The sequence below is a fragment of the Serratia marcescens genome, assembly GCF_029846115.1.
Lineage (GTDB): Bacteria > Pseudomonadota > Gammaproteobacteria > Enterobacterales > Enterobacteriaceae > Serratia > Serratia marcescens_L.
The window spans coordinates 4,469,673-4,489,158 of record NZ_JARVZZ010000001.1; the positions used below are offsets into that span (position 1 = coordinate 4,469,673).

23 protein-coding genes are annotated in these 19,486 nt (G+C 59.1%); 6 read left to right on the plus strand and 17 right to left on the minus strand.

Annotated features, from left to right (window positions below; translation table 11 throughout):
- Positions 1-32: 32 nt before the first annotated feature.
- The 3 genes from QDT79_RS21305 to yfbV all read right to left on the minus strand — a co-directional run bounded on the left by QDT79_RS21305 (position 33) and on the right by yfbV (position 1,799).
- Entirely contained in the window at positions 33-689 is a 657-nt protein-coding gene (locus QDT79_RS21305; RefSeq protein WP_063988984.1) for a sugar phosphatase, read from the minus strand.
- Between the two features lie 17 nt (positions 690-706).
- Positions 707-1,201, minus strand: coding sequence for a YfbU family protein (locus QDT79_RS21310; RefSeq protein ID WP_197816214.1), 495 nt, complete (start codon positions 1,199-1,201; stop codon positions 707-709).
- A gap of 142 nt (positions 1,202-1,343) precedes the next feature.
- On the minus strand, positions 1,344-1,799 hold the full coding sequence (gene yfbV, locus QDT79_RS21315; protein ID WP_004936061.1) for a terminus macrodomain insulation protein YfbV: 456 nt from the start codon (positions 1,797-1,799) through the stop codon (positions 1,344-1,346).
- A gap of 358 nt (positions 1,800-2,157) precedes the next feature.
- Between yfbV and ackA the strand changes: the two genes are divergently transcribed.
- Complete coding sequence (gene ackA / locus QDT79_RS21320) at positions 2,158-3,360, plus strand: acetate kinase (RefSeq protein WP_055312511.1); 1,203 nt, start codon at positions 2,158-2,160, stop codon at positions 3,358-3,360.
- Between the two features lie 74 nt (positions 3,361-3,434).
- Positions 3,435-5,591 carry a phosphate acetyltransferase gene (pta, locus tag QDT79_RS21325; protein WP_033648050.1) on the plus strand — a complete coding sequence of 719 codons (2,157 nt, stop codon included), beginning with the start codon at positions 3,435-3,437 and terminating at the stop codon, positions 5,589-5,591.
- A 111-nt stretch (positions 5,592-5,702) separates the two neighbouring features.
- Here pta and QDT79_RS21330 read toward each other — a convergent pair whose 3' ends face one another.
- The 8 genes from QDT79_RS21330 to QDT79_RS21365 all read right to left on the minus strand — a co-directional run bounded on the left by QDT79_RS21330 (position 5,703) and on the right by QDT79_RS21365 (position 11,375).
- Positions 5,703-6,149 carry a hypothetical protein gene (locus tag QDT79_RS21330; protein ID WP_063989030.1) on the minus strand — a complete coding sequence of 149 codons (447 nt, stop codon included), beginning with the start codon at positions 6,147-6,149 and terminating at the stop codon, positions 5,703-5,705.
- Positions 6,127-6,429 (minus strand): polymorphic toxin type 44 domain-containing protein, encoded by a 303-nt coding sequence (locus tag QDT79_RS21335; RefSeq protein WP_074181155.1) that lies wholly within the window; start codon positions 6,427-6,429, stop codon positions 6,127-6,129. Before QDT79_RS21335 ends, QDT79_RS21330 begins: the two co-directional genes overlap by 23 nt.
- A gap of 222 nt (positions 6,430-6,651) precedes the next feature.
- On the minus strand, positions 6,652-7,128 hold the full coding sequence (locus tag QDT79_RS21340) for a putative T6SS immunity periplasmic lipoprotein (RefSeq protein ID WP_253718948.1): 477 nt from the start codon (positions 7,126-7,128) through the stop codon (positions 6,652-6,654).
- A gap of 209 nt (positions 7,129-7,337) precedes the next feature.
- Positions 7,338-8,297, minus strand: coding sequence for a transketolase family protein (locus QDT79_RS21345; RefSeq protein WP_063988983.1), 960 nt, complete (start codon positions 8,295-8,297; stop codon positions 7,338-7,340).
- Positions 8,290-9,141: a transketolase gene (locus QDT79_RS21350; RefSeq protein ID WP_308317036.1), complete on the minus strand. Its 852-nt coding sequence runs from the start codon at positions 9,139-9,141 to the stop codon at positions 8,290-8,292. Before QDT79_RS21350 ends, QDT79_RS21345 begins: the two co-directional genes overlap by 8 nt.
- A 13-nt stretch (positions 9,142-9,154) precedes the next feature.
- Positions 9,155-10,534, minus strand: coding sequence for a PTS ascorbate transporter subunit IIC (locus QDT79_RS21355; RefSeq protein ID WP_043140091.1), 1,380 nt, complete (start codon positions 10,532-10,534; stop codon positions 9,155-9,157).
- Between the two features lie 23 nt (positions 10,535-10,557).
- Positions 10,558-10,839 carry a PTS sugar transporter subunit IIB gene (locus QDT79_RS21360; protein ID WP_197816220.1) on the minus strand — a complete coding sequence of 94 codons (282 nt, stop codon included), beginning with the start codon at positions 10,837-10,839 and terminating at the stop codon, positions 10,558-10,560.
- Between the two features lie 92 nt (positions 10,840-10,931).
- Positions 10,932-11,375: a PTS sugar transporter subunit IIA gene (locus QDT79_RS21365; RefSeq protein ID WP_038876423.1), complete on the minus strand. Its 444-nt coding sequence runs from the start codon at positions 11,373-11,375 to the stop codon at positions 10,932-10,934.
- A 310-nt stretch (positions 11,376-11,685) separates the two neighbouring features.
- On the opposite strand from QDT79_RS21365, the gene QDT79_RS21370 reads away from it, so the two are divergent.
- Positions 11,686-12,705, plus strand: a complete 1,020-nt coding sequence (locus QDT79_RS21370; RefSeq protein ID WP_308317037.1) for a LacI family DNA-binding transcriptional regulator — start codon at positions 11,686-11,688, stop codon at positions 12,703-12,705.
- Positions 12,706-12,759: 54 nt separating this feature from the next.
- On the opposite strand, the gene yfcD is transcribed toward QDT79_RS21370, so the two are convergent.
- Both yfcD and yfcE read right to left on the minus strand, forming a co-directional pair.
- A complete protein-coding gene (yfcD, locus tag QDT79_RS21375) occupies positions 12,760-13,305 on the minus strand; it encodes an NUDIX hydrolase YfcD (protein ID WP_004936086.1) in 546 nt (181 codons plus the stop codon).
- A 99-nt stretch (positions 13,306-13,404) separates the two neighbouring features.
- On the minus strand, positions 13,405-13,956 hold the full coding sequence (gene yfcE, locus QDT79_RS21380) for a phosphodiesterase (protein ID WP_308317038.1): 552 nt from the start codon (positions 13,954-13,956) through the stop codon (positions 13,405-13,407).
- A gap of 233 nt (positions 13,957-14,189) precedes the next feature.
- Here yfcE and yfcG point away from each other — a divergent pair, with 233 nt between their 5' ends.
- The 3 genes from yfcG to QDT79_RS21395 all read left to right on the plus strand — a co-directional run bounded on the left by yfcG (position 14,190) and on the right by QDT79_RS21395 (position 16,232).
- The gene (gene yfcG, locus QDT79_RS21385; protein WP_063988980.1) at positions 14,190-14,819 is read left to right on the plus strand and encodes a GSH-dependent disulfide bond oxidoreductase; all 630 of its coding nucleotides are present in this window, start codon (positions 14,190-14,192) and stop codon (positions 14,817-14,819) included.
- 110 nt (positions 14,820-14,929) lie between these two features.
- Entirely contained in the window at positions 14,930-15,301 is a 372-nt protein-coding gene (gene folX / locus QDT79_RS21390; RefSeq protein WP_063988979.1) for a dihydroneopterin triphosphate 2'-epimerase, read from the plus strand.
- 16 nt (positions 15,302-15,317) lie between these two features.
- Entirely contained in the window at positions 15,318-16,232 is a 915-nt protein-coding gene (locus tag QDT79_RS21395; protein WP_308317039.1) for a TIGR01777 family oxidoreductase, read from the plus strand.
- A 7-nt stretch (positions 16,233-16,239) separates the two neighbouring features.
- Here the strand turns inward: QDT79_RS21395 and hisP are convergent, their stop codons facing one another.
- The 4 genes from hisP to hisJ form a co-directional block, all read right to left on the minus strand.
- On the minus strand, positions 16,240-17,013 hold the full coding sequence (hisP, locus tag QDT79_RS21400) for a histidine ABC transporter ATP-binding protein HisP (protein WP_049200168.1): 774 nt from the start codon (positions 17,011-17,013) through the stop codon (positions 16,240-16,242).
- A 21-nt stretch (positions 17,014-17,034) separates the two neighbouring features.
- Positions 17,035-17,739, minus strand: coding sequence for an ABC transporter permease (locus tag QDT79_RS21405; protein ID WP_033635343.1), 705 nt, complete (start codon positions 17,737-17,739; stop codon positions 17,035-17,037).
- The gene (locus QDT79_RS21410) at positions 17,736-18,422 is read right to left on the minus strand and encodes a histidine ABC transporter permease HisQ (RefSeq protein ID WP_060420026.1); all 687 of its coding nucleotides are present in this window, start codon (positions 18,420-18,422) and stop codon (positions 17,736-17,738) included. The genes QDT79_RS21405 and QDT79_RS21410 overlap by 4 nt, the downstream gene beginning before the upstream one ends.
- Positions 18,423-18,504: 82 nt before the next feature.
- Positions 18,505-19,287, minus strand: coding sequence for a histidine ABC transporter substrate-binding protein HisJ (gene hisJ / locus QDT79_RS21415; protein ID WP_004936109.1), 783 nt, complete (start codon positions 19,285-19,287; stop codon positions 18,505-18,507).
- Positions 19,288-19,486 lie beyond the last annotated feature (199 nt).

Below are 19,486 nucleotides of genomic sequence, written 5' to 3' on the forward strand. Positions count from 1 at the left end.
GGTCTAATCAATTAGGGTGAAGATAATGCCGCTCAGGCCAGCCGGCGAACGATCGCGCCCTGCGCCGTTTTATCGACGGCGATCTGCGCCAGCGAATCCAGCCGCAGGTCGACCTGCTCCAACTTCGGCGCATCGGCCGGCGCGTTGACCGCGATCACCTGACAGCCCGCCGCCAGGCCGGAGAGAATACCGGCCGGCGCGTCTTCAACCACCACGCACTCGTGCGGTGCCAGCCCCAGGCGCTCGGCGCCCAGCAGGTAGGCGTCGGGCTGTGGCTTACCGTGTTTAACCTGCTCGGCGGTGATGAACACCTCCGGCTGCGGCAAATCGCCGGCCTGGCGGCGAGCGCCGGCCACCGGCACCGAACCGGAGGTGACGATCGCCCAAGGGACGCCGAGCGCGTTCAGGCGCTCCAGCAGCGCAATCGCACCCGGCAGCGCGCGAACGCCGTCGGTATCCTGCGCTTCGGCCTGCTCCAGCAACTCGAACTCGCGCTGAATTTCCGCTTCGCTTTCGCCCGGCATAAAGTGGCGCAGAGAAGTAATGGCCTGTTTACCGTGAATGAAGTCCAGCACCGCTTGCGGGTTAACGCCGCGGCGCTCGGCCCAGTGCGTCCAGGCGCGCTCTACCGCCGGCAATGAATCCACCAGGGTGCCATCAAGATCGAACAGAAAACCCTTACACTCCACAGAAAACCTCTTCTTAATCAAGCATTGATGATTTGCGCTATCTCAACGGCGCTCAAGTGATACTGGCGCGGACAGGCCAGCCAGATCGCCAGCATGCGCTGGTATTTTTCCCACATTTTGGTCTGGGCGTTGAAACCGTGGCTGCCGGAATCGAAGTGAGTATAACGCCCCTCGGTGCTGACCAGGAAACGCACGTAGCTCAGGTAGCGCGCTTCGGTGGCGGCGTCGAAGCCGAGAAACGCCAGGCGGCGCTCGTCCAGCTCCTGCTTCTCTTTCAGGTTGCCCCAGGAAACCTGCAGCGCATGGTGCATCTCCATCACGTTGATGATGGTGCGGCACACCTCTTCGCTCAGTTCACCGAAGTCGCGATCCAGTTCGCGCATTTGCAAACCGAAGCCGCGTTCGACGATGGTTTGCAACCGGCGATAACGGTCGCCGTTGTCCGGATCGAGCAGGGTCATCATCTTGTACTGGTTCGACAGGATCAGCCGCTGGGCATTGGTCATTTCCATCAGGATTTCCTCATTTCTGTGTGATGGCGGGAGCATCGCACAGCGCAAGAACGCAGGAAATCACAACTCGACCGTTCTTTGATTTAAACCGGGGTTATTGGCGCTTTGACGAGAAAGGCCGCACAACGCGGCCTGTCTTCATTTACAGATCGTCGAGGAAGGTTTTGTCCAGCTGCTTGAAAGCGCGCTTGAGCAAATCGGCCAACGTCTGATAGGTCGGCGTGCCCTCCAGCGGGGCCACCGCCTGCCCGGCTTCCGTCAGCTTGTTACGCACCTCATGGAACCATTGCAACAGCGTCGGCGGCAGCGGCGTGACCGAACGGCGCCCCAGCCACCACAGCCCCTGCATTGGCAGGCTGCAGGCGAACAGCGCGGTGGCAATCGCCGGGCCGAGCTGACCGCCGAGCGCGATCTGCCAGGTCAGCGTGAAAATCGCCAACGGCGGCATGAAACGGATAGCGAAACGGGTGGCACGCGCAACGCGGTTCTCCGGAAAGACCGGTGCCAGACGTTTGTCCGACGGCCAGGTTTTCATATAATGCTGCCCGCGCTGGAAGACCTGAAACCAGCTTACGGAACCGGACGGTTTGCTCGTCATTGCGTACCTCAACGTCACGTAAAGAAACTAAAAGCGTGCTGCCAGAGACCATACTAAAAAATTTGAAGCTTTAAATTTATTTTGTGTTTACACCGGGCTATCGGTATCCTAAGCCGGCCTTGTGGCCGGTAGAAGATGACGTAATTTTTGTCAACTTTTAGCCCTATAAAAATCAAGATTATTTAAACCGCAGAGAAATCATCGGTTTTTCCATCATCCTGTGATTTGTGCACTTCACATGATGTTAATCATAAATGTCATCGGCACTATGCGCTACGCTTGTTGTCTGATTGACGATTAATTCACCACGTGTTTTCGATTTATTTTTAACAACACGACTATTTAAGTAGGTACTTCCATGTCGAGTAAGCTAGTACTGGTTCTTAACTGCGGCAGTTCTTCTCTGAAATTCGCCATCATCGATGCCGTTAACGGCGACGAATTCCTCTCCGGTTTGGCCGAGTGTTTCCACCTGCCTGAAGCTCGCATCAAGTGGAAAATGGACGGCGCCAAACACGAAGCTGCCCTGGGGGCCGGCGCTGCACACAGCGAAGCGCTGAACTTCATTGTTAATACTATTCTGGCACAAAAACCAGAGCTTTCCGCGCAGCTGACCGCCATCGGCCACCGCATCGTGCACGGCGGCGAGAAGTTCACCGCTTCCGCCGTGATCAACGACGAAGTTCTGCAGGGTATCAAAGATTCCGTGCCGTTTGCACCACTGCACAACCCGGCTCACCTGATCGGCATCGCGGAAGCGCTGAAATCCTTCCCTAACCTGGCCGACAAGAACGTTGCCGTGTTCGATACCGCGTTCCACCAGACCATGCCGGAAGAATCTTACCTGTACGCCCTGCCGTACAGCCTGTACCGCGACCACGGCGTTCGCCGCTACGGCGCACACGGCACCAGCCACTTCTACGTGACTCAGGAAGCCGCGAAGATGCTGAACAAGCCGGTAGAAGAAGTGAACGTGATCACTTGCCACCTGGGCAACGGCGGTTCCGTTACCGCAGTGCGCAACGGCCAGTGCGTTGATACCTCCATGGGTCTGACCCCGCTGGAAGGCCTGGTGATGGGCACCCGCAGCGGTGACATCGATCCGGCTATCATCTTCCACCTGCACGATTCTCTGGGCATGAGCGTTGACCAGATCAACAAGATGCTGACCAAAGAATCCGGCCTGCTGGGCCTGACCGAAGTCACCAGCGACTGCCGTTACGTTGAAGACAACTACGACAGCAAAGCCGACGCCAAACGCGCCATGGACGTGTTCTGCCACCGTCTGGCCAAATACATCGGCGCATACAGCGCCCTGATGGAAGGCCGTCTGGACGCGGTGATCTTCACCGGCGGCATCGGCGAGAACGCCGGCATGGTGCGTGAGCTGACCCTGAACAAACTGGGCCTGCTGGGCTTCGAAATCGACCACGACCGCAACATGGCCGCTCGCTTCGGCAAATCCGGCGCCATCACCAAAGACGGCAGCCGCCTGGCGCTGGTGATCCCGACCAACGAAGAGTTGGTCATCGCGCAGGACGCATCCCGCCTGACCGCGTAATGCTCTCAAAACACCGTCAGCCCAGGCTGACGGTGTTGTTTTAGCCTCATGTTAATCGTGAAGAGGACTATTCTGTGTCACGTACTATTATGTTGATCCCCACCGGCACCAGCGTCGGCCTGACCAGCGTCAGCCTGGGTGTCATCCGCTCCATGGAGCAAAAAGGCGTTCGTCTGAGCGTGTTCAAGCCTATCGCTCAACCGCGCACCGGCGACAACGCGCTCGACCAGACCACCACCATCATCCGCAGCAACTCCACCATTCCGGCGGCCGAACCGCTGCGCATGGACTACGTTGAGGGCCTGCTGAGCTCCAACCAGCAAGACGTGCTGATGGAAGAGATCGTGGCGCGTTACCACGAGAACACCAAAGACGCGGAAGTGGTGCTGATCGAAGGCCTGGTGCCAACCCGTAAGCATCAGTTCGCCAACGCGCTGAACTACGAGATCGCCAAAACCCTGAACGCCGAGATCGTCTTCGTGCTGGCGCTGGGCAACGACTCCCCGGCGCAGCTGAAAGAGCGCATCGAACTGGCGCGCACCAGCTTCGGCGGCAGCAAGAACAAAAACATCACCGGCGTGATCATCAACAAGCTGAACGCACCGGTCGACGATCAGGGCCGCACCCGTCCTGACCTGTCCGAAATCTTCGACGACTCCACCAAAGCCAGCATCGCCCACGTCGATCCTGCGCAGCTGTTCGCCAACAGCCCGCTGCCGGTTCTGGGCTGCGTGCCGTGGAGCTTCGATCTGATCGCCACCCGCGCCATCGACATGGCTCGCCACCTGAAGGCCCGCGTGGTCAACGAAGGCGACATCATGACTCGCCGCGTGAAGTCCGTGACCTTCTGTGCGCGCAGCATCCCGCACATGCTGGAACACTTCCGCCCGGGCTCTCTGCTGGTGACCTCCGCGGACCGTCCTGACGTGCTGGTCTCCGCCTGCCTGGCGGCGATGAACGGCGTAGAAATCGGCGCCATCCTGCTGACCGGCGGCTACGCCATCGACGAGCCGATCAAGAAGCTGTGCGAACGCGCCTTCCAGACCGGCCTGCCGGTGTTCATGGTCGACACCAACACCTGGCAGACCTCGCTGAGCCTGCAGAGCTTCAACCTCGAAGTGCCGGCGGACGACCACCAGCGCATCGAGAAAGTGCAGAACTACGTGGCCAGCCACATCAACACCGAGTGGATCGACTCGCTGACCGCCACCTCCGAGCGTTCACGCCGCCTGTCTCCACCGGCGTTCCGTTACGAGCTGACCGAGCTGGCGCGTAAAGCCGGCAAACGCATCGTGCTGCCGGAAGGCGACGAGCCGCGCACCGTGAAAGCGGCGGCCATCTGCGCCGAACGCGGCATCGCGGAATGCGTGCTGCTCGGCAACCCGGACGAGATCCAGCGCGTCGCGGCAGCGCAAGGCGTTGAGCTGGGCAAAGGCATCGAAATCGTCGATCCGGTCGCCGTGCGTGAAAACTACGTGCCGCGCCTGGTTGAGCTGCGCAAGAGCAAAGGCATGACCGAAGTGGTCGCGCGCGAACAGCTGGAAGACAACGTGGTGCTCGGCACCCTGATGCTGGAACAAGGCGAAGTCGACGGTCTGGTCTCCGGCGCGGTTCACACCACCGCCAACACCATCCGTCCGCCGTTACAGCTGATCAAAACCGCGCCGGGCAGCTCGCTGGTGTCCTCCGTGTTCTTCATGCTGCTGCCTGACCAGGTACTGGTCTACGGCGACTGCGCGATCAACCCGGATCCAACCGCCGAGCAGCTGTCTGAAATCGCCATCCAGTCTGCGGATTCCGCCGCGGCCTTCGGCATCGAGCCGCGCGTAGCGATGATCTCCTACTCCACCGGCAACTCCGGTGCGGGCAGCGACGTCGAGAAAGTGCGCGAAGCGACCCGTCTGGCGCAGGAAAAACGCCCGGACCTGATCATCGACGGCCCGCTGCAGTACGACGCCGCCATCATGGCCGACGTTGCCAAGTCCAAGGCGCCGAACTCACCGGTAGCCGGCCAGGCGACCGTGTTCATCTTCCCGGATCTGAACACCGGCAACACCACCTACAAAGCGGTACAGCGTTCCGCTGACCTGGTCTCCATCGGGCCGATGCTGCAAGGCATGCGCAAGCCGGTGAACGACCTGTCGCGCGGCGCACTGGTTGACGATATCGTCTATACCGTTGCGCTGACGGCGATCCAGTCTTCCCAGGCTGACGCCGCCGCCAAGGCGTAATAAACCGTTAAAAAAAGCCAGTCAGGTGATCCTGACTGGCTTTTTTATGCCTGATACTTTTGGTGATGAGGTTGTCTTAGACAATACCCGCCAAATCCGCTGCACCCACCATCATCGCCAGGCACTGACGCCTCTTGCAGAAAAATCAATGGTAGGCATGATGGGTGTTTGGCTGTTCGTGGCATAGAAAAATGCCGAATTCGTAAAAGAATACACCTTTCCGGAAAAATTGATGGTGACGCGGTTGCCCTCGCCACGGATAGTTGCATCAGCCCGATCCGCCGTCAAAACTGGCGTGCTTTGACTCAGTACGTTGATAGGGTCCCCATCCAGGCTTCCGTTCAAATAGTAACGATACACATCCGTGTCGGTGGCCCCCGCATTCTGGTACTCGGTGACATAGAGCCAAATTTCGTCGGTCAACTGCTTTTTGCTATAGAGCTTATCGTCATAAGTATCGCGGGTGGCATACCAGTACCCCGCCAATCCGACGACCATAACCAACAAAATTGCCGTCAGCAGCCGATGAGCCCATTTAGTAACCATGCCGATTTGCATAATCAATTCCTTGCTTGATCCAATATTGATCCTGAGGGTCATCACCATACGGCGGGCGTTGATACCAATGACTCCATTCTGGCCGCGATGTTCCTGCTTTTGACTGAGCAAATCCAGCGCCCATCAACAAAATATCTGCGAGAATTCCAGCCGCGGTACCGGTCGCACCATAATTGAAATTACCAAAGTTAGCCAATGCGCGATTTTGCTGCTTGTAATCCCAAGGGCCCCGATTTTTTACCTGATGGTAGAACCAATAGTAAGTACCTGGCAACGCCATGTTGCGCGGTTACCCCTGCCTGCGCGCCTCACGCAAGTTTCTGGCAAGAACAGTAAAACCGCCTGGCGGCAGTAATGGAATCACGGCCATAATCTCCTCCTTGAGAGCCGAATGTAATTTATGGTGCAGAAACCCAACGGCACTCTCTCAAGCGTTATGCCTATCACTTCGCTTCACACACATTGCCGTTCTTGTCATTTCATTCATCCCTCTTTGGCTTTATTACTCCGCGCTGGCAATAACCTGCAAAATCTTGCCGTCGCTGATTTTCAGCGAGAAACTGCGCTGCCAAAAACGTTTGGAATCTGCATCCTGAGGATCTACGGTGCTGATTGCCACGGTGTAGGGCACATCGCTCTCAAATGCCTTGAACGAGTATGGGATACATTGGCCGGGCGTTATCGTCTCAACGGGCTTCGGTGGTAGAGTGGTCCTGCGCCAGAGCTCATGCGTTTGACTATCCAACCGTTGTTCAATAGCAATGCTGACCAGACTGACCCTGCCACTCTGTGTTGAGTAGGCTTGCGGTAAAGAGAAACAGAGATCATTTCCCCGCAGCGTAATGTCCGCAGCGTAAAAACGTTGCTTTTCAAGCATACAGCCACTGAGCAACATCATCATGATGAGGGTATAGAAAGAGCGGGATAGCGTGATCTCGCCTAGCGTCAGCCTTCTGAACGAGCCTCTTGTTGTTATCATTATTCACTCCATGAATATAACTTATTGTATTTATTATCTCTTTTTACCCAAGCATTGGCCATCTATTATCCATTAAAAACAAAAAGCCCCCTAAGGGGCTTCTCAGTTGATAACGTGTGAGTCATAACTCAGATACTGGGCAGGAAGGTATGTGTTTTATCCAGAGCACCAGACCTCATTCGTTACAGCAGTTGTTATTGACTCGAGAACTATTTTTGCAGCAACTGCCCAACAGCCTCCAGAATATGCTCGGCGGTCAGACCGTACTCCTGCTGTAGAAATGCCTGGGTGCCCACCTGGCCGTAACGCTCCTTCACCCCCACGCGCCGCATCGGTGTCGGGCACTCTTCCGCCAGCACCTCCGCCACCGCCGACCCCAGCCCGTTATGAATGCTGTGGTTTTCACAGGTGACGATGCGCCCGGTTTTGGCCGCATAGGTTTTGATCAGTTCACGGTCGATAGGCTTGAGGGTGAACATATCGATCACCGCCGCGCTGACGCCCTGCTGCGCCAGCATCTGCGCCGCCTTCAGCGCCTCCGCCACCATGATGCCATTGGCAATCAGCGTAATGTCGTCGCCGTCGCGCAGCAGGTTGCCCTTGCCGATGGTAAAGCGCGAGCCCTCCTGGTAGATGCGCGTCGCCTGCTTGCGAATGGTGCGCACCCAGTAGAAGCCGCGCAGATCCATCAGCTGGCGCAGAATGTCGGCGAACATGGTGGCGTCGGTCACCTCCAGCACCACCGAATGCGCCAGCCCGCGCACGATGCCCATATCCTCGAACGACATGTGGGTGCCACCGTTGTGGCAGGCGCTCACCCCTGCGTCGGAGGCGATCACCTTGACGTTGTTGCGCTGATAATCCAGCGACATGAACAGCTGATCGAAACAGCGGCGGCTGGCGAAGGCGGTAAAGGTATGCACAAACGGCACCCGGCCGGTGAGCGACAGCCCGGCGGCGACGCCGATCACGTTGGCCTCCATGATGCCGCAGTTGATCACGTGCTGCGGGTGATCCTTGTGCACGCCGTCCATCGCCATCGAGCTCATCAGATCCGCCTCCAGCGCGATGATCGGCGCGCCCGCCTCAATCTGCCGACGCACCGCGCCGGCGTAGACTTTGCGCATTTCGACGGCGTCGTTTTCCAACTGCGTCACTACGTTAAACATGGGCGGCCTCCAGTTCGGCGATGGCTTTTTCGATTTCCTGCTGCACGTCCGGCGTCAGGCGCAGGTGGTGAGAGTTCGACAGGTTTTCCAGATAGGCCACGCCCTGCCCTTTGATGCTGTCGAGCACGATCGCCAGCGGCCGCTGTTCGCCGCCGCGCACCGGCGCTACCGCCGCCAGCAGCGCCGCGATGTCATCGCCCTTGATGGTCTGCACCTCAAAGCCGAAGGCGCGGAACTTGGCGGCCAGATCGAACGGTTGGATCACCTCGTCCAGCGCGCCGTCCAACTGTTGCTTGTTGTAATCGATGAACAGCGTCAGGTTGTTCAGATTGTGGTGGGCGATAAACTGGAACGCCTCCCAGCACTGCCCTTCATTCAGTTCCCCATCGCCGAGGATGCTGAACACCCGATTGCGGCGCCCCGCCAGCCGATGGGATAACGCCATGCCGGCGGCGATCGACACGCCCTGTCCCAGCGAACCTGTGGTGGCGTCCACGCCGCGCGTTCGCAGCCGGTCCGGGTGGCTTGGCAGACGCGTGCCGTTCTGGTTGAGGGTCTTCAGCTCCGCCAGCGGGAAGTAGCCCTTGATCGCCAGCGTGCTGTACAGCGCCGGGCCGGCGTGCCCTTTCGACAGCACGAAATCATCGCGCTCCGGCCAGTCCGGATCCGCCGGATCGATGCGCATCACGCTGCCGTACAGCACCGCCAGCGTCTCCACCACCGACATGCAGCCGCCGTAGTGGCCGAAGCCCAGCCCGGTCAGCGCTTTCAGCGTTTCCAGGCGGATCGCCCGCGCCAGGATATGCAGCTCTTCAATTTCCGTTTCGCTCGTTGTGTAGTTCATCAGTCTGCCCTCGTTATTTCTCGACGCGGTCAGCGGCCGGCGCGCCTTTGCGTTTTCCCAGGAAGTTATGCGCCACCAACAGCGCGAACACGGCGACGATCGCCAGCATGATCATCTCCTTCGACATAAAGCGCGCCATGTTGCCCAGCAGGATGCCGATCACGCCGAAGTCGGCGTCGGAGAAGGTGGTGTTGGCAAAGCCCAACGCCCCCAGCACCGGCAGCAGCAATACCGGCAGGAAGGTGATCAGCAGCCCGTTGGCGAAGGCGCCCAGCATCGCGCCGCGCCGCCCGCCGGTCGCGTTGCCGAACACCCCGGCGGTAGCGCCGGTGAAGAAGTGCGGCACCACGCCGGGCAGGATCAGCACCATCTTCAGCTGCCCCAGCAGGAACAGCCCGGCCAATCCGCCAAGGAAGCTGAACAGGAAGCCGATCAGCACCGCGTTGGGGGCATAGGGATAGACCACCGGGCAATCCAGCGCCGGCCGCGCGTTAGGCACCAGCTTTTCCGAGAAGCCGGTGAACGCCGGCACGATCTCCGCCAGAATCAAACGCACGCCTTGCAGGATGATGAACACCCCGGCGGCGAAGGTGATGGCCTGAATAATCGAATACACCAGGTAGTTCTGGCCGCCGCTGAGCTCGCTTTCCACATAGGCCCGGCCGGCGCAGATCGCCAGGATCAGGTAGATGACGATCATGGTCATCGAGATCGAAATGGAGCTGTCGCGCAGGAAGCTGAGGTTTTTCGGCAGGTTCATCTCTTCGGTCGAGCGCGAGTTTTTACCCACCTTCGAGCCGATCCAGCCGGACAGCACGTAGCCCAGGGTGCCGAAGTGGCCGAAGGCGATATCGTCATTGCCGGTGATGCGGCGCATATAGCGCTGGGCGATCGCCGGGAAGAACGCCATCACCAGCCCCAGGGTCAGCGCGCCGGTAAACACCAGCTGCACGCCCTCGAAGCCCGCCACCGTCAGGATGATGCCGATCATGCAGGCCATGTAGAAGGTGTGGTGGCCGGTCAGGAAGATGTATTTCAGCCGGGTGAAGCGCGCCACCACGATATTCGCCACCATGCCGAATGCCATGATCAGCGCGGTGGAGGCGCCGTATTTCTCCAGCGCGATGGAGACGATCGCTTCGTTATTCGGAATGATGCCCTGAATATTGAACGCATGTTCGAACATGCCGCCTAGCGGATTGAGCGACCCGACCAATACCGTGGCGCCGCCGCCCAAAACGATAAAGCCGAGAATGGTTTTTACCGTGCCTTTCACCACGTCGGAAAACGATTTCTTTTGCGCCAGCAAACCGATCAGCGCAATAAGCCCGACCAGCACCGAAGGCACCTTTAATATATCCACCACAAACTTAAGCGTTTCCTGGATAAACATATCCACCTCGCCAATCGTTTTATTCAGATGATTGAGTGGGCTTCGAAGTAAGCGCGCAGCTTGGCTTCCAGCTCATTAATGTCGATGATGTTGCTGATCACCACCAGCTGCTGGGCCGGTACGCTGGCGCTGTCGGCGATGTCTTTCGCCATCACGAACACGTCGGCGGCGCCGGGGGTGGCGGACGACAGATCGGAATGTTCGACCTCGGCCTCCACGCCCATCTTTTTCAGCACCTTTTTAATGTTCATTTCCACCATAAAACTGCTGCCGAGACCGGAACCGCAAATCGCCATGATTTTCATAATATCCACCTGTTGAATTTAGCGTGTAGGGTAGCGCCGCCGGTCATATTCCCGGCGTTGTTAGCATTAATAGTGTTCCTGGTGATTAAGCGTTAATAGCGGGCGATAATATCCTCGATTTGCCGTTTATCTTTGGCGTGAAATAACGCCTCCATGGCCTGATTGTCTGAAAATAATTCCGCCAGTTGCGAAATCAACTCGATGTGGCTGTCGCCGTCGGGCGCCGAAAGCATCACCACCACCTGAACCGGATCGTTATCTGCGGAATGAAAGTTCACCCCCTGATGGATCTTCAACAGCGATAATCCCAGCGCGTTGGCGCCCTCTTCGGGCCGGGCGTGCGGCATGGCGATGCCCGGCGCCAGAACAAAGTAAGGGCCGAGCTTCTCCTGCTGATGAAAGATGGCCGTCAGGTAATTCGGCGTAATCACGCCGTCTTGCAGCAGCGGCTGCGCACTCAGCGTTACCGCCTGGCGCCAGTCCTCCACCCGTTCGCACAGCTGTATATGATCGGCGGTCAGCCACTCTTTCAGCACGTTACCCTCCTAAAGGTTGATGGTTTCGGCCGGTGATTAATTCACCGACGACGCTAAAACTTTAATCAACCCCTCCCGGCCACACAGTGATGGATATCACAAAGATAGCGCTACCAAAGCGCTATCATGCAGATCTGTGATAGCGCTATCAAAACGCCGCGCCGCGGCATAGCGTTAACCACAATTTTTTCTCGCTCTTTCGGGTAACGGGGTAGAATGTGCCGCATACGGGGATCGTCGAAGCCGCGCCGTCGGCTTCCCGCCCTCACCATTTTTATGCGCCGCGCGCGCATTTCAGTCGGGATTAGGCATGTCGATCGGTAAAAAACGACGCAGCACGGGCAGGGTGACGTTGGCTGACGTAGCGCAGCTGGCAGGCGTCGGCACCATGACGGTGTCGCGCGCGCTGCGCACGCCGGAGCAGGTTTCAGACAAACTGCGCGAGAAGATTGAAGCCGCGGTAAGCGAACTGGGGTATCTGCCCAACCTGGCCGCCAGTTCGCTGGCGTCGGCCTCGTCCTACACCATCGCCATGGTGGTGCCCAGCCTGTCCGAATCCGGCTGCGCCGAGATGTTCGCCGGCCTGCAGAAAGTGCTGCAGCCGGCCGGCTATCACATCATGCTGGCGGAATCGCAACATCACCTCGAACGCGAAGAGAAATTGCTGGAGACCCTGCTCTCTTACAACCTGGCGGCGGCGGTGCTGCTCAGCGTCGAGCATTCGCAAAACGCCCGCAACGCGCTGATCGCCGCCAACATTCCGGTGGTGGAGATCGGCGCCGTGCGCGCCGACCCGATCGACATGAGCATCGGCATCGACTACGTGGCGGCCATGTACCAGCTGACGCAAACGGTGATCGCCAGCGGCTATCAGAACATCGGGCTGCTGTGCGCCAACCAGGAACAGTGGATTTTCCAGCAGCACCTGCAGGGCTGGCACAAGGCGCTGCTGCGCAACCATATGTCGCCGCATCGGGTGATCAACGCCGCGCAGCCCGCCAGCTTCAGCACCGGCGCGCAGCAGCTGCCGGAATTCTTGCTGGCCTGGCCGGAGCTGGACGCGCTGGTGTGCGCCTCGGACGAACTGGCCGGCGGCGCGCTGTATGAATGCCACCGGCGGCGCATCAAGGTGCCGGACAATCTGGCGGTGGTGGGGTTCGGCAACAGCGAGTTCAGCCGGGTCTGCCAGCCGCCGCTGACCACCATGACCATTCCGCATCGCGACATCGGCATTCAGGCCGGCCAGGCGCTGCTGGCGCGGCTGAACGAGCAGCCCTGGCTGCCGGCAGGCTCCCTGCCCGCCACGCTGTGCCGCCGCGACAGCTGCTGAATCCGCGCCATAAAAAAAGCCGGTCGATGACCGGCTTTCTCACGCGTTGGCGTCTCAGTGGTTGTCGAGCGGCTTACCGTAATCCTGCTCGTTGTTGCGCGTCAGCCACAGCGACAGCGCCTTCAGCGAATCCGGGGTAAACTCGTCGCAGCGCGCGGTGATCTCTTCCGGCGTCAGCCAGCACACCTCGGCCACTTCTTCTTCCTGCAGCGCGAACGGGCCGTGCGAAACGCAGCTGAACAGCGCGCCCCACACCCGGCACTGCTCTTCTTCGAAGTAGAACAGACCGTGTTCGGCGAAAGGCACGCCGGCGATACCCAGCTCTTCTTCCGCCTCGCGGCGCGCCGAGTCCAGCACATTTTCACCGCTTTGCACTACGCCACCCGCCGTCGCGTCCAACCAGCCCGGGTAGAAGTCCTTGATCTCGGTGCGACGCTGCACCAGAATTTTTCCCATCCCATCATGCACCACAATATAGGTAGCACGATGACGCAGCCGCTCCGCCCGCATCTGTTGACGACTGGATTGCGCGATCACCTCGTTTTGCTCGTCGACGATATCAACCCATTCGGTATCTGCAGCCTGACCCTGTTCCGCCATCCTCTAAAACCTTCTATTTTGGCGCGATGCATCCCGCGCGCTGGTTAATCAATGAGTGTTTTTCAAAGATTTTTATTGTGTGTGTATAAATTAGTGCGTTTAGCGTGTTAACGCCACCTCCGCGACGACCTTGCCGTCGTCGAGCGTCAGCACGCGCAAAGTGCCCCGATCCAACATGCCGTAGCTGGCCGGAAAGCCCCTTTTGGGGATGCTGACCGAGCCCGGATTGAAGCAATAGATCTCACCCTGCCGCTCCGCCTGCGGCAGATGCGTATGGCCGTAGGCCAGGACGTCACCGCGGGATAACGGCGGCAGTGCCGAGGGATGATAAAGGTGACCGTGGGTCAAAAACAATCGTCTTTTTTGCAGTAAAACCTGTTGCCAGGGCGCCTCGATGGGAAATGTCAGCAGCATCTGATCGACCTCGCTGTCGCAATTGCCGCGAACGGCGATGATCTTGTCGCTATAGCGATTCAATCGTTCGGCAACCTGAGCGGGCTGATACCCGGCCGGCAGCGCGTTGCGCGGGCCGTGATTCAGCAAATCACCCAGAAGAATCAGCCAGTCGGCGCCGTTTTGTTCAAACAATTCCAGCACGCGTTCGGTGGCCGGCAGCGATCCGTGAATATCCGAGGCGAACATCAGCTTCATAACCTTGTCCTATAGAGGGAAATAAGCGCCATTTTACCGCGACGGCGCCGTGCGGCAAACCGCCGCCCGCCCCGGTGGAGAATTGTGATCCAACCGCGCAGATAGCATCGGACGAATCCCACATAGCCTGCTATCCTTAGCTGCTATTGTTGGATCTCTGATATACCTTTGTGCGCGGCGAAGACCGCAGCAACGTGTAATGAATTACAGATCACCTTACCGCAGGAGGCAACATGATTGACCTGTATTACGCGCCTACTCCCAATGGTCACAAGATCACCTTGTTTTTGGAAGAGGTCGGCTTACCCTACCGTATCCATCGCGTAAACATCAGCGCCGGCGAGCAGTACAAACCGGACTTTCTGAGCATTTCTCCCAACAACAAAATCCCGGCGATCGTCGATCAGCAACCGGTGGACGGCGGCGCGCCAATCAGCCTGTTCGAGTCCGGGGAAATCCTGCTGTATCTGGCGGAGAAAACCGGCAAGCTGTTGAGCAAGGGCCTGCGCGAGCGTGCCGCCACCCTGCAGTGGCTGTTCTGGCAGGTGGCCGGGTTCGGGCCGATGCTCGGGCAGAATCACCACTTCAACCACTACGCGCCGCAGCCGGTGCCTTACGCCATCGAGCGCTACCAGCTGGAAACCAAACGGCTGTATGGCGTGCTGGAAGCCGAGCTGCAAAAGCACCCGTACCTGGGCGGCGACAACTACAGCATCGCCGATATCGCCACCTACCCGTGGGTGGTGTCGCATCCGCGCCAGCGCATCGATCTGGCGGATTACCCGGCGGTGCGCAACTGGTTCGAGCGCATCAACAACCGCCCGGCGACCGAGCGCGCCTATAAGCTGGCCGAACAGGGCTAACCCCGCTCCCCGACTCCCCGCCGCCGGGGAGTCACATCGCCCCTGCGTTATCATTTCCCTACTTTCCGTGTATTCTGAACGCCAATAATCAGATCTATGGAGAATCTCTGATGTCTTTCAGTCAACCCGACGCCGTTATTCGCATTAAAAATCTGCGGTTGCGCACGTTCATCGGTATCAAGGAAGAGGAAATCAACAACCGACAGGACGTCCTGATCAACGTGGCGATCCACTACCCGGCGGACAAGGCGCGCAACAGCGAAGACATCGCCGACGCGCTCAACTACCGCACCATCACCAAAGCGATCATCCGCCATGTGGAAGATAACCGCTTCGCGCTGCTGGAAAAATTAACGCAGGATGTGCTCGATATCGTAAAAGAACACGCCTGGGTGACCTATGCTGAAGTGGAGATAGATAAACTTCTGGCCCTGCGCTACGCCGATTCGGTCTCCATGACCATGAGCTACCGCCGGGACTAACTCAGGGAGGTCGACCATGCGGATCCTGATCACCGGCGCAACGGGATTGATAGGCAGCAGCCTGACGGCCAGGCTGCTGGCGCTTTCTCACCACATTACGGTGCTGACACGAGACGAACGACGAGCCCGGACCCGGCTGGGCGACCAGCCGAGCTATTGGCAAACGCTGGACGACCGGCAGTCGCTGGATGACTTCGATGCGGTGATCAATTTGGCCGGCGAACCTATCGCCGACAAGCGCTGGAGCGCGCAGCAGAAAGAGCGGCTGTGCCGCAGCCGCTGGGATCTGACCGAACGGTTGGCGCAGCTTATCAAGGCCGGCAGCACGCCGCCCGGCGTGCTGATTTCCGGTTCCGCCGTCGGCTACTATGGCGACCAGGGGCAGGCGGTGGTCACCGAAGAGGAGCCGCCGCACGACGAATTCACCCACCAACTGTGCCAACGCTGGGAAGCGCTGGCGCTGCAAGCGCAGAGCGACGCCACCCGCGTCTGCCTGCTGCGCACCGGCGTAGTGCTGGCGCCACAGGGCGGCGCGCTGGCTAAAATGCTGCCGCCGTTCCGCTTCGGGCTGGGCGGCCCGATCGGCGACGGCCGCCAATACCTGCCGTGGATCCATCTCGAAGACATGATCAACGGCATTCTTTATCTGCTGGATCACACCACTCTGACCGGCCCGTTCAACATGGTCGCTCCCTACCCGGTGCATAACGAGCAGTTCGCCGCCCAATTGGCCAACGTGCTCGATCGCCCGGCGTTTCTGCGGGTGCCGGCGTTCGTCATGCGTTTGTTGATGGGGGAAGCGGCGGTACTGGTGCTCGGCGGCCAGCGGGCGGTGCCGAAGCGGCTGGAGGAGGCAGGCTTCCACTTCCGCTATCTGGAGTTGGAACAGGCACTGGATGACGTGATTAATCAGCGGGCCGAAGCCCGCTGACCTGAAGTTACTTCAACGCGCCGGACAGGAACTGTTGCAGGCGCGGGCTTTTGGGGTTGCCGAACAGCTCGGCAGGCGGCCCCTGCTCTTCAATCAATCCTTTGTGCAGGAAAATCACGTGGTTGGAAACGTGGCGCGCAAACTCCATTTCGTGCGTCACCACCACCATGGTTTTCCCCTCCTCCGCCAGCTTCTGCATGATGCGCAGCACCTCGCCCACCAGCTCGGGATCCAGCGCCGACGTCGGTTCGTCAAACAGCAGCACTTCCGGCTCCATCGCCAACGCGCGGGCGATAGAAACGCGCTGCTGCTGGCCGCCCGACAGGTGCACCGGGTATTTGCCGCGCGCCCGCTCATCGATGCCCACCTTATCCAGATAGCGAACCGCGCGATCGTGCGCTTCGGCCTTGCTCAGCCCCAGCACCTGCACCGGCGCCTCCATCACGTTCTCCAGCACCGTCATGTGGCTCCACAGGTTGAAATGCTGGAACACCATGGTCAGGCGGGTGCGCAGCAGCTGCAGCTGCTTCTTGTCGAACACCTTCAGCTGGCCGTCTTTGTCGCGCACCATGCGAATGTCTTCGTTGTTCAGGCTGATCGAGCCTTCGCTCGGCTTCTCGAGGAAGTTGATGCAGCGCAGAAAGGTGCTTTTACCGGAGCCGGAGGAGCCGATGATGCTGATCACATCCCCGGCGTTGGCAGCCAGCGAGACGCCCTTCAGCACTTCGTGGTCGCCATAGCGTTTGTGCAGTTCGGTGACGGCTAATTTATTCTCAGACATGGTTTTTCTTCCCGTCATTTATCAGTGACTAACGTGTGCCATCCAGCGTTTTTCAGCTTTGCGGAACAGGCTGATTAACACGTAGGAGATGATCAGGTACAGCACCGCCGCGATGCCGAAAGCGTAGAACGGCTGATAGGTCGCGGCGTTGATGTCGCGCGCGATCTTCAGCAGATCCGGCACGGTGGCGGTAAACGCCAGCGCGGTGGAGTGCAGCATCAGGATCACTTCGTTGCTGTAAGCCGGCAGCGCGGTGCGCAGCGCCGAAGGCAAAATGATGCAGCGATACATCTTGAAGCGCGAGAAACCGTAGGCGTTGGCGGCCTCGATTTCACCGTGCGGCACCGAGCGGATCGCCCCGGCGAAGATCTCGGTGGTATAGGCGCAGGTGTTGAGCGTCAGTGCCAGGATGGTGCAGTTGAGCCCGCTGCGGAAAAACGCATTGAGAAACTCGCTGCCGCGCACGATCTCAAGGCTGTACATGCCGGAGTAGAACACCAGCAGCTGCACGTACAGCGGCGTACCGCGAAACACATAGGTGTAGAGCCACACCGGGAAACGCACCCAGCGGATGGAAGAGACGCGCGCCACCGCCATCGGGATTGCCAGCAGCCCGCCCATCACCACCGAGGCGATCAGCAGCCACAGCGTTACCGCCACGCCGGTGAAGCGGTAGCCGTCGCTCCACAGCAGCGACTGCCAATACTGTTGCAGGATCTCAATCATAGCTCGGCCCTCTTGACGCCCAGTGAGTAACGCCGTTCAAGCCACAGCAGCACGCCGTTGGAAACGGTAGTGAAGATCAGGTAAACCACGCCGGCTACGATGGCGAAGAAGAACGGCTGATAGGTGCCTTTCCCCGCCAGCTGCGTGGCTTTTACCACGTCGTTCAGGCCGAGGATCGACACCAGCGCCGTCGCCTTCAGGATTACCTGCCAGTTGTTGCCGATGCCCGGCAAAGCGAAGCGCATCATCGCCGGGAACAGAATGCGCCGGAAGATCTGCGCGCCGCTGAAGCCGTAGGCCGTCGCCGCTTCGATCTGCCCTTTCGGCACCGCCAGATAGGCGCCGCGGAAGGTCTCGGTAAAATAAGCGCCGTAGATAAAGCCGAGGGTAATGATGCCTGCGCCGAGCGGATCGATATCGATCTGCGAGAAGCCCAGCAGCGTAGTGATGTTGTTCAGCGCGATTTGCAGACCGTAAAAGATCAGCAGCATCAGCACCAGATCGGGCACGCCGCGGATCAGCGTGGTATAGGCGCCGAACAGACCGGAGATAAAGGGGTTATGGGACAGTTTGCCACCGGCGCCGATCAGGCCGATCACCACCGCCAGCACCACGGAACTGAGGGCCAGCTCCAACGTCACCAGAGCCCCCTCGAAAATCAGTTGGGAATAGCCTTGCAGCATCTACTTCACCCTGTGGTCTAGGATCCGAACCATCGGGGCCGGCGCACCGGCCCCGCAGTCACAGCATGGAACGGGAAGCGGATTACCCGCCGTAGACGTCAAAGTCGAAGTACTTTTTCGCGTATTTGTCGTAGGTGCCGTCTTTACGCATCTCGGCGAAGGCTTTGTCCAGCGCCGCTTTCAGCTCGGTATCGGTCTTGCGCAGCCCCATGCCGGTGCCGACGCCGAAGAACTTGTCATCCTTCACCGATTCGCCGGCGAACGCATAGTCTTTGCCCGGCGGCTGTTTCAGGAAGCCGTCGCTGCCCGCCACTTCATCCTGGAAGGCGGCGTCGATACGGCCGGAAGCCAGATCGGCGTAAACCAGATCCTGGTTCTGGTAAGGCACCACGGTGATGCCCTTCGGCTGCCACATGGCGTTGGCGTAGGCTTCCTGGGTAGTGCCCTGCAACACGCCCACACTCTTGCCTTTCAGGGCGTCCACGGTAGGCAACAGCTTGGAGCCCTTCGGCGCGATCAGACGCGCGTTGGCAGCATACAGCTTGTCGGTAAAGGCGATTTCCTGCTGGCGTTTTTCAGTGATGGACAGCGAAGAGATGATGGCGTCGATTTTCTTCGCCTTGAGGGATGGGATCAGCGCGTCGAAGTCGCTCTCCACGAAGGTGCATTGGGTATTGATGCGTTTGCACAGCTCTTTGGCCAAATCGATGTCAAAGCCGACCAATTCGCCTTTGGCGTTTTTGGATTCAAACGGTGCGTAAGTCGGATCGGTGCCAATCTTCAGCGTAGAAGGAATGGCGGCAAAGGCGCTGCTGGCGGCGCTCAAAGCCAGAACTAACGGCAAAATCAAAACCCGCTTTTTCATAAATTACCCTCAAATTGATTTTTTTGATGCCACTACGGGCATTACTTTCCCCACCAAATCAATTTGCAGTAATCGTGCCACATTCGATGCTACGGGCGGAGGGAACGGCTCCGGCCTACACAATACTGTTTCCTGGGACGATAACCGCAAAATTAAATCGGCCGGTCGGGGCCGCGCCACTGGCAGCCGCGACAAGGCG

Excerpts from the sequence above, each read along its gene's own strand:
- QDT79_RS21310 (WP_197816214.1), bottom strand. The coding sequence starts at position 1,201 with ATGGAAATGACCAATGCCCAGCGGCTGATCCTGTCGAACCAGTACAAG.
- yfbV (WP_004936061.1), bottom strand. The coding sequence starts at position 1,799 with ATGACGAGCAAACCGTCCGGTTCCGTAAGCTGGTTTCAGGTCTTCCAG.
- ackA (WP_055312511.1), top strand. The coding sequence starts at position 2,158 with ATGTCGAGTAAGCTAGTACTGGTTCTTAACTGCGGCAGTTCTTCTCTG.
- QDT79_RS21330 (WP_063989030.1), bottom strand. The coding sequence starts at position 6,149 with ATGCAAATCGGCATGGTTACTAAATGGGCTCATCGGCTGCTGACGGCA.
- QDT79_RS21335 (WP_074181155.1), bottom strand. The coding sequence starts at position 6,429 with ATGGCGTTGCCAGGTACTTACTATTGGTTCTACCATCAGGTAAAAAAT.
- QDT79_RS21340 (WP_253718948.1), bottom strand. The coding sequence starts at position 7,128 with ATGATAACAACAAGAGGCTCGTTCAGAAGGCTGACGCTAGGCGAGATC.
- QDT79_RS21345 (WP_063988983.1), bottom strand. The coding sequence starts at position 8,297 with ATGTTTAACGTAGTGACGCAGTTGGAAAACGACGCCGTCGAAATGCGC.
- QDT79_RS21350 (WP_308317036.1), bottom strand. The coding sequence starts at position 9,141 with ATGAACTACACAACGAGCGAAACGGAAATTGAAGAGCTGCATATCCTG.
- QDT79_RS21355 (WP_043140091.1), bottom strand. The coding sequence starts at position 10,534 with ATGTTTATCCAGGAAACGCTTAAGTTTGTGGTGGATATATTAAAGGTG.
- QDT79_RS21360 (WP_197816220.1), bottom strand. The coding sequence starts at position 10,839 with ATGAAAATCATGGCGATTTGCGGTTCCGGTCTCGGCAGCAGTTTTATG.
- QDT79_RS21370 (WP_308317037.1), top strand. The coding sequence starts at position 11,686 with ATGTCGATCGGTAAAAAACGACGCAGCACGGGCAGGGTGACGTTGGCT.
- yfcD (WP_004936086.1), bottom strand. The coding sequence starts at position 13,305 with ATGGCGGAACAGGGTCAGGCTGCAGATACCGAATGGGTTGATATCGTC.
- yfcE (WP_308317038.1), bottom strand. The coding sequence starts at position 13,956 with ATGAAGCTGATGTTCGCCTCGGATATTCACGGATCGCTGCCGGCCACC.
- yfcG (WP_063988980.1), top strand. The coding sequence starts at position 14,190 with ATGATTGACCTGTATTACGCGCCTACTCCCAATGGTCACAAGATCACC.
- folX (WP_063988979.1), top strand. The coding sequence starts at position 14,930 with ATGTCTTTCAGTCAACCCGACGCCGTTATTCGCATTAAAAATCTGCGG.
- QDT79_RS21395 (WP_308317039.1), top strand. The coding sequence starts at position 15,318 with ATGCGGATCCTGATCACCGGCGCAACGGGATTGATAGGCAGCAGCCTG.
- hisP (WP_049200168.1), bottom strand. The coding sequence starts at position 17,013 with ATGTCTGAGAATAAATTAGCCGTCACCGAACTGCACAAACGCTATGGC.
- QDT79_RS21405 (WP_033635343.1), bottom strand. The coding sequence starts at position 17,739 with ATGATTGAGATCCTGCAACAGTATTGGCAGTCGCTGCTGTGGAGCGAC.
- QDT79_RS21410 (WP_060420026.1), bottom strand. The coding sequence starts at position 18,422 with ATGCTGCAAGGCTATTCCCAACTGATTTTCGAGGGGGCTCTGGTGACG.
- hisJ (WP_004936109.1), bottom strand. The coding sequence starts at position 19,287 with ATGAAAAAGCGGGTTTTGATTTTGCCGTTAGTTCTGGCTTTGAGCGCC.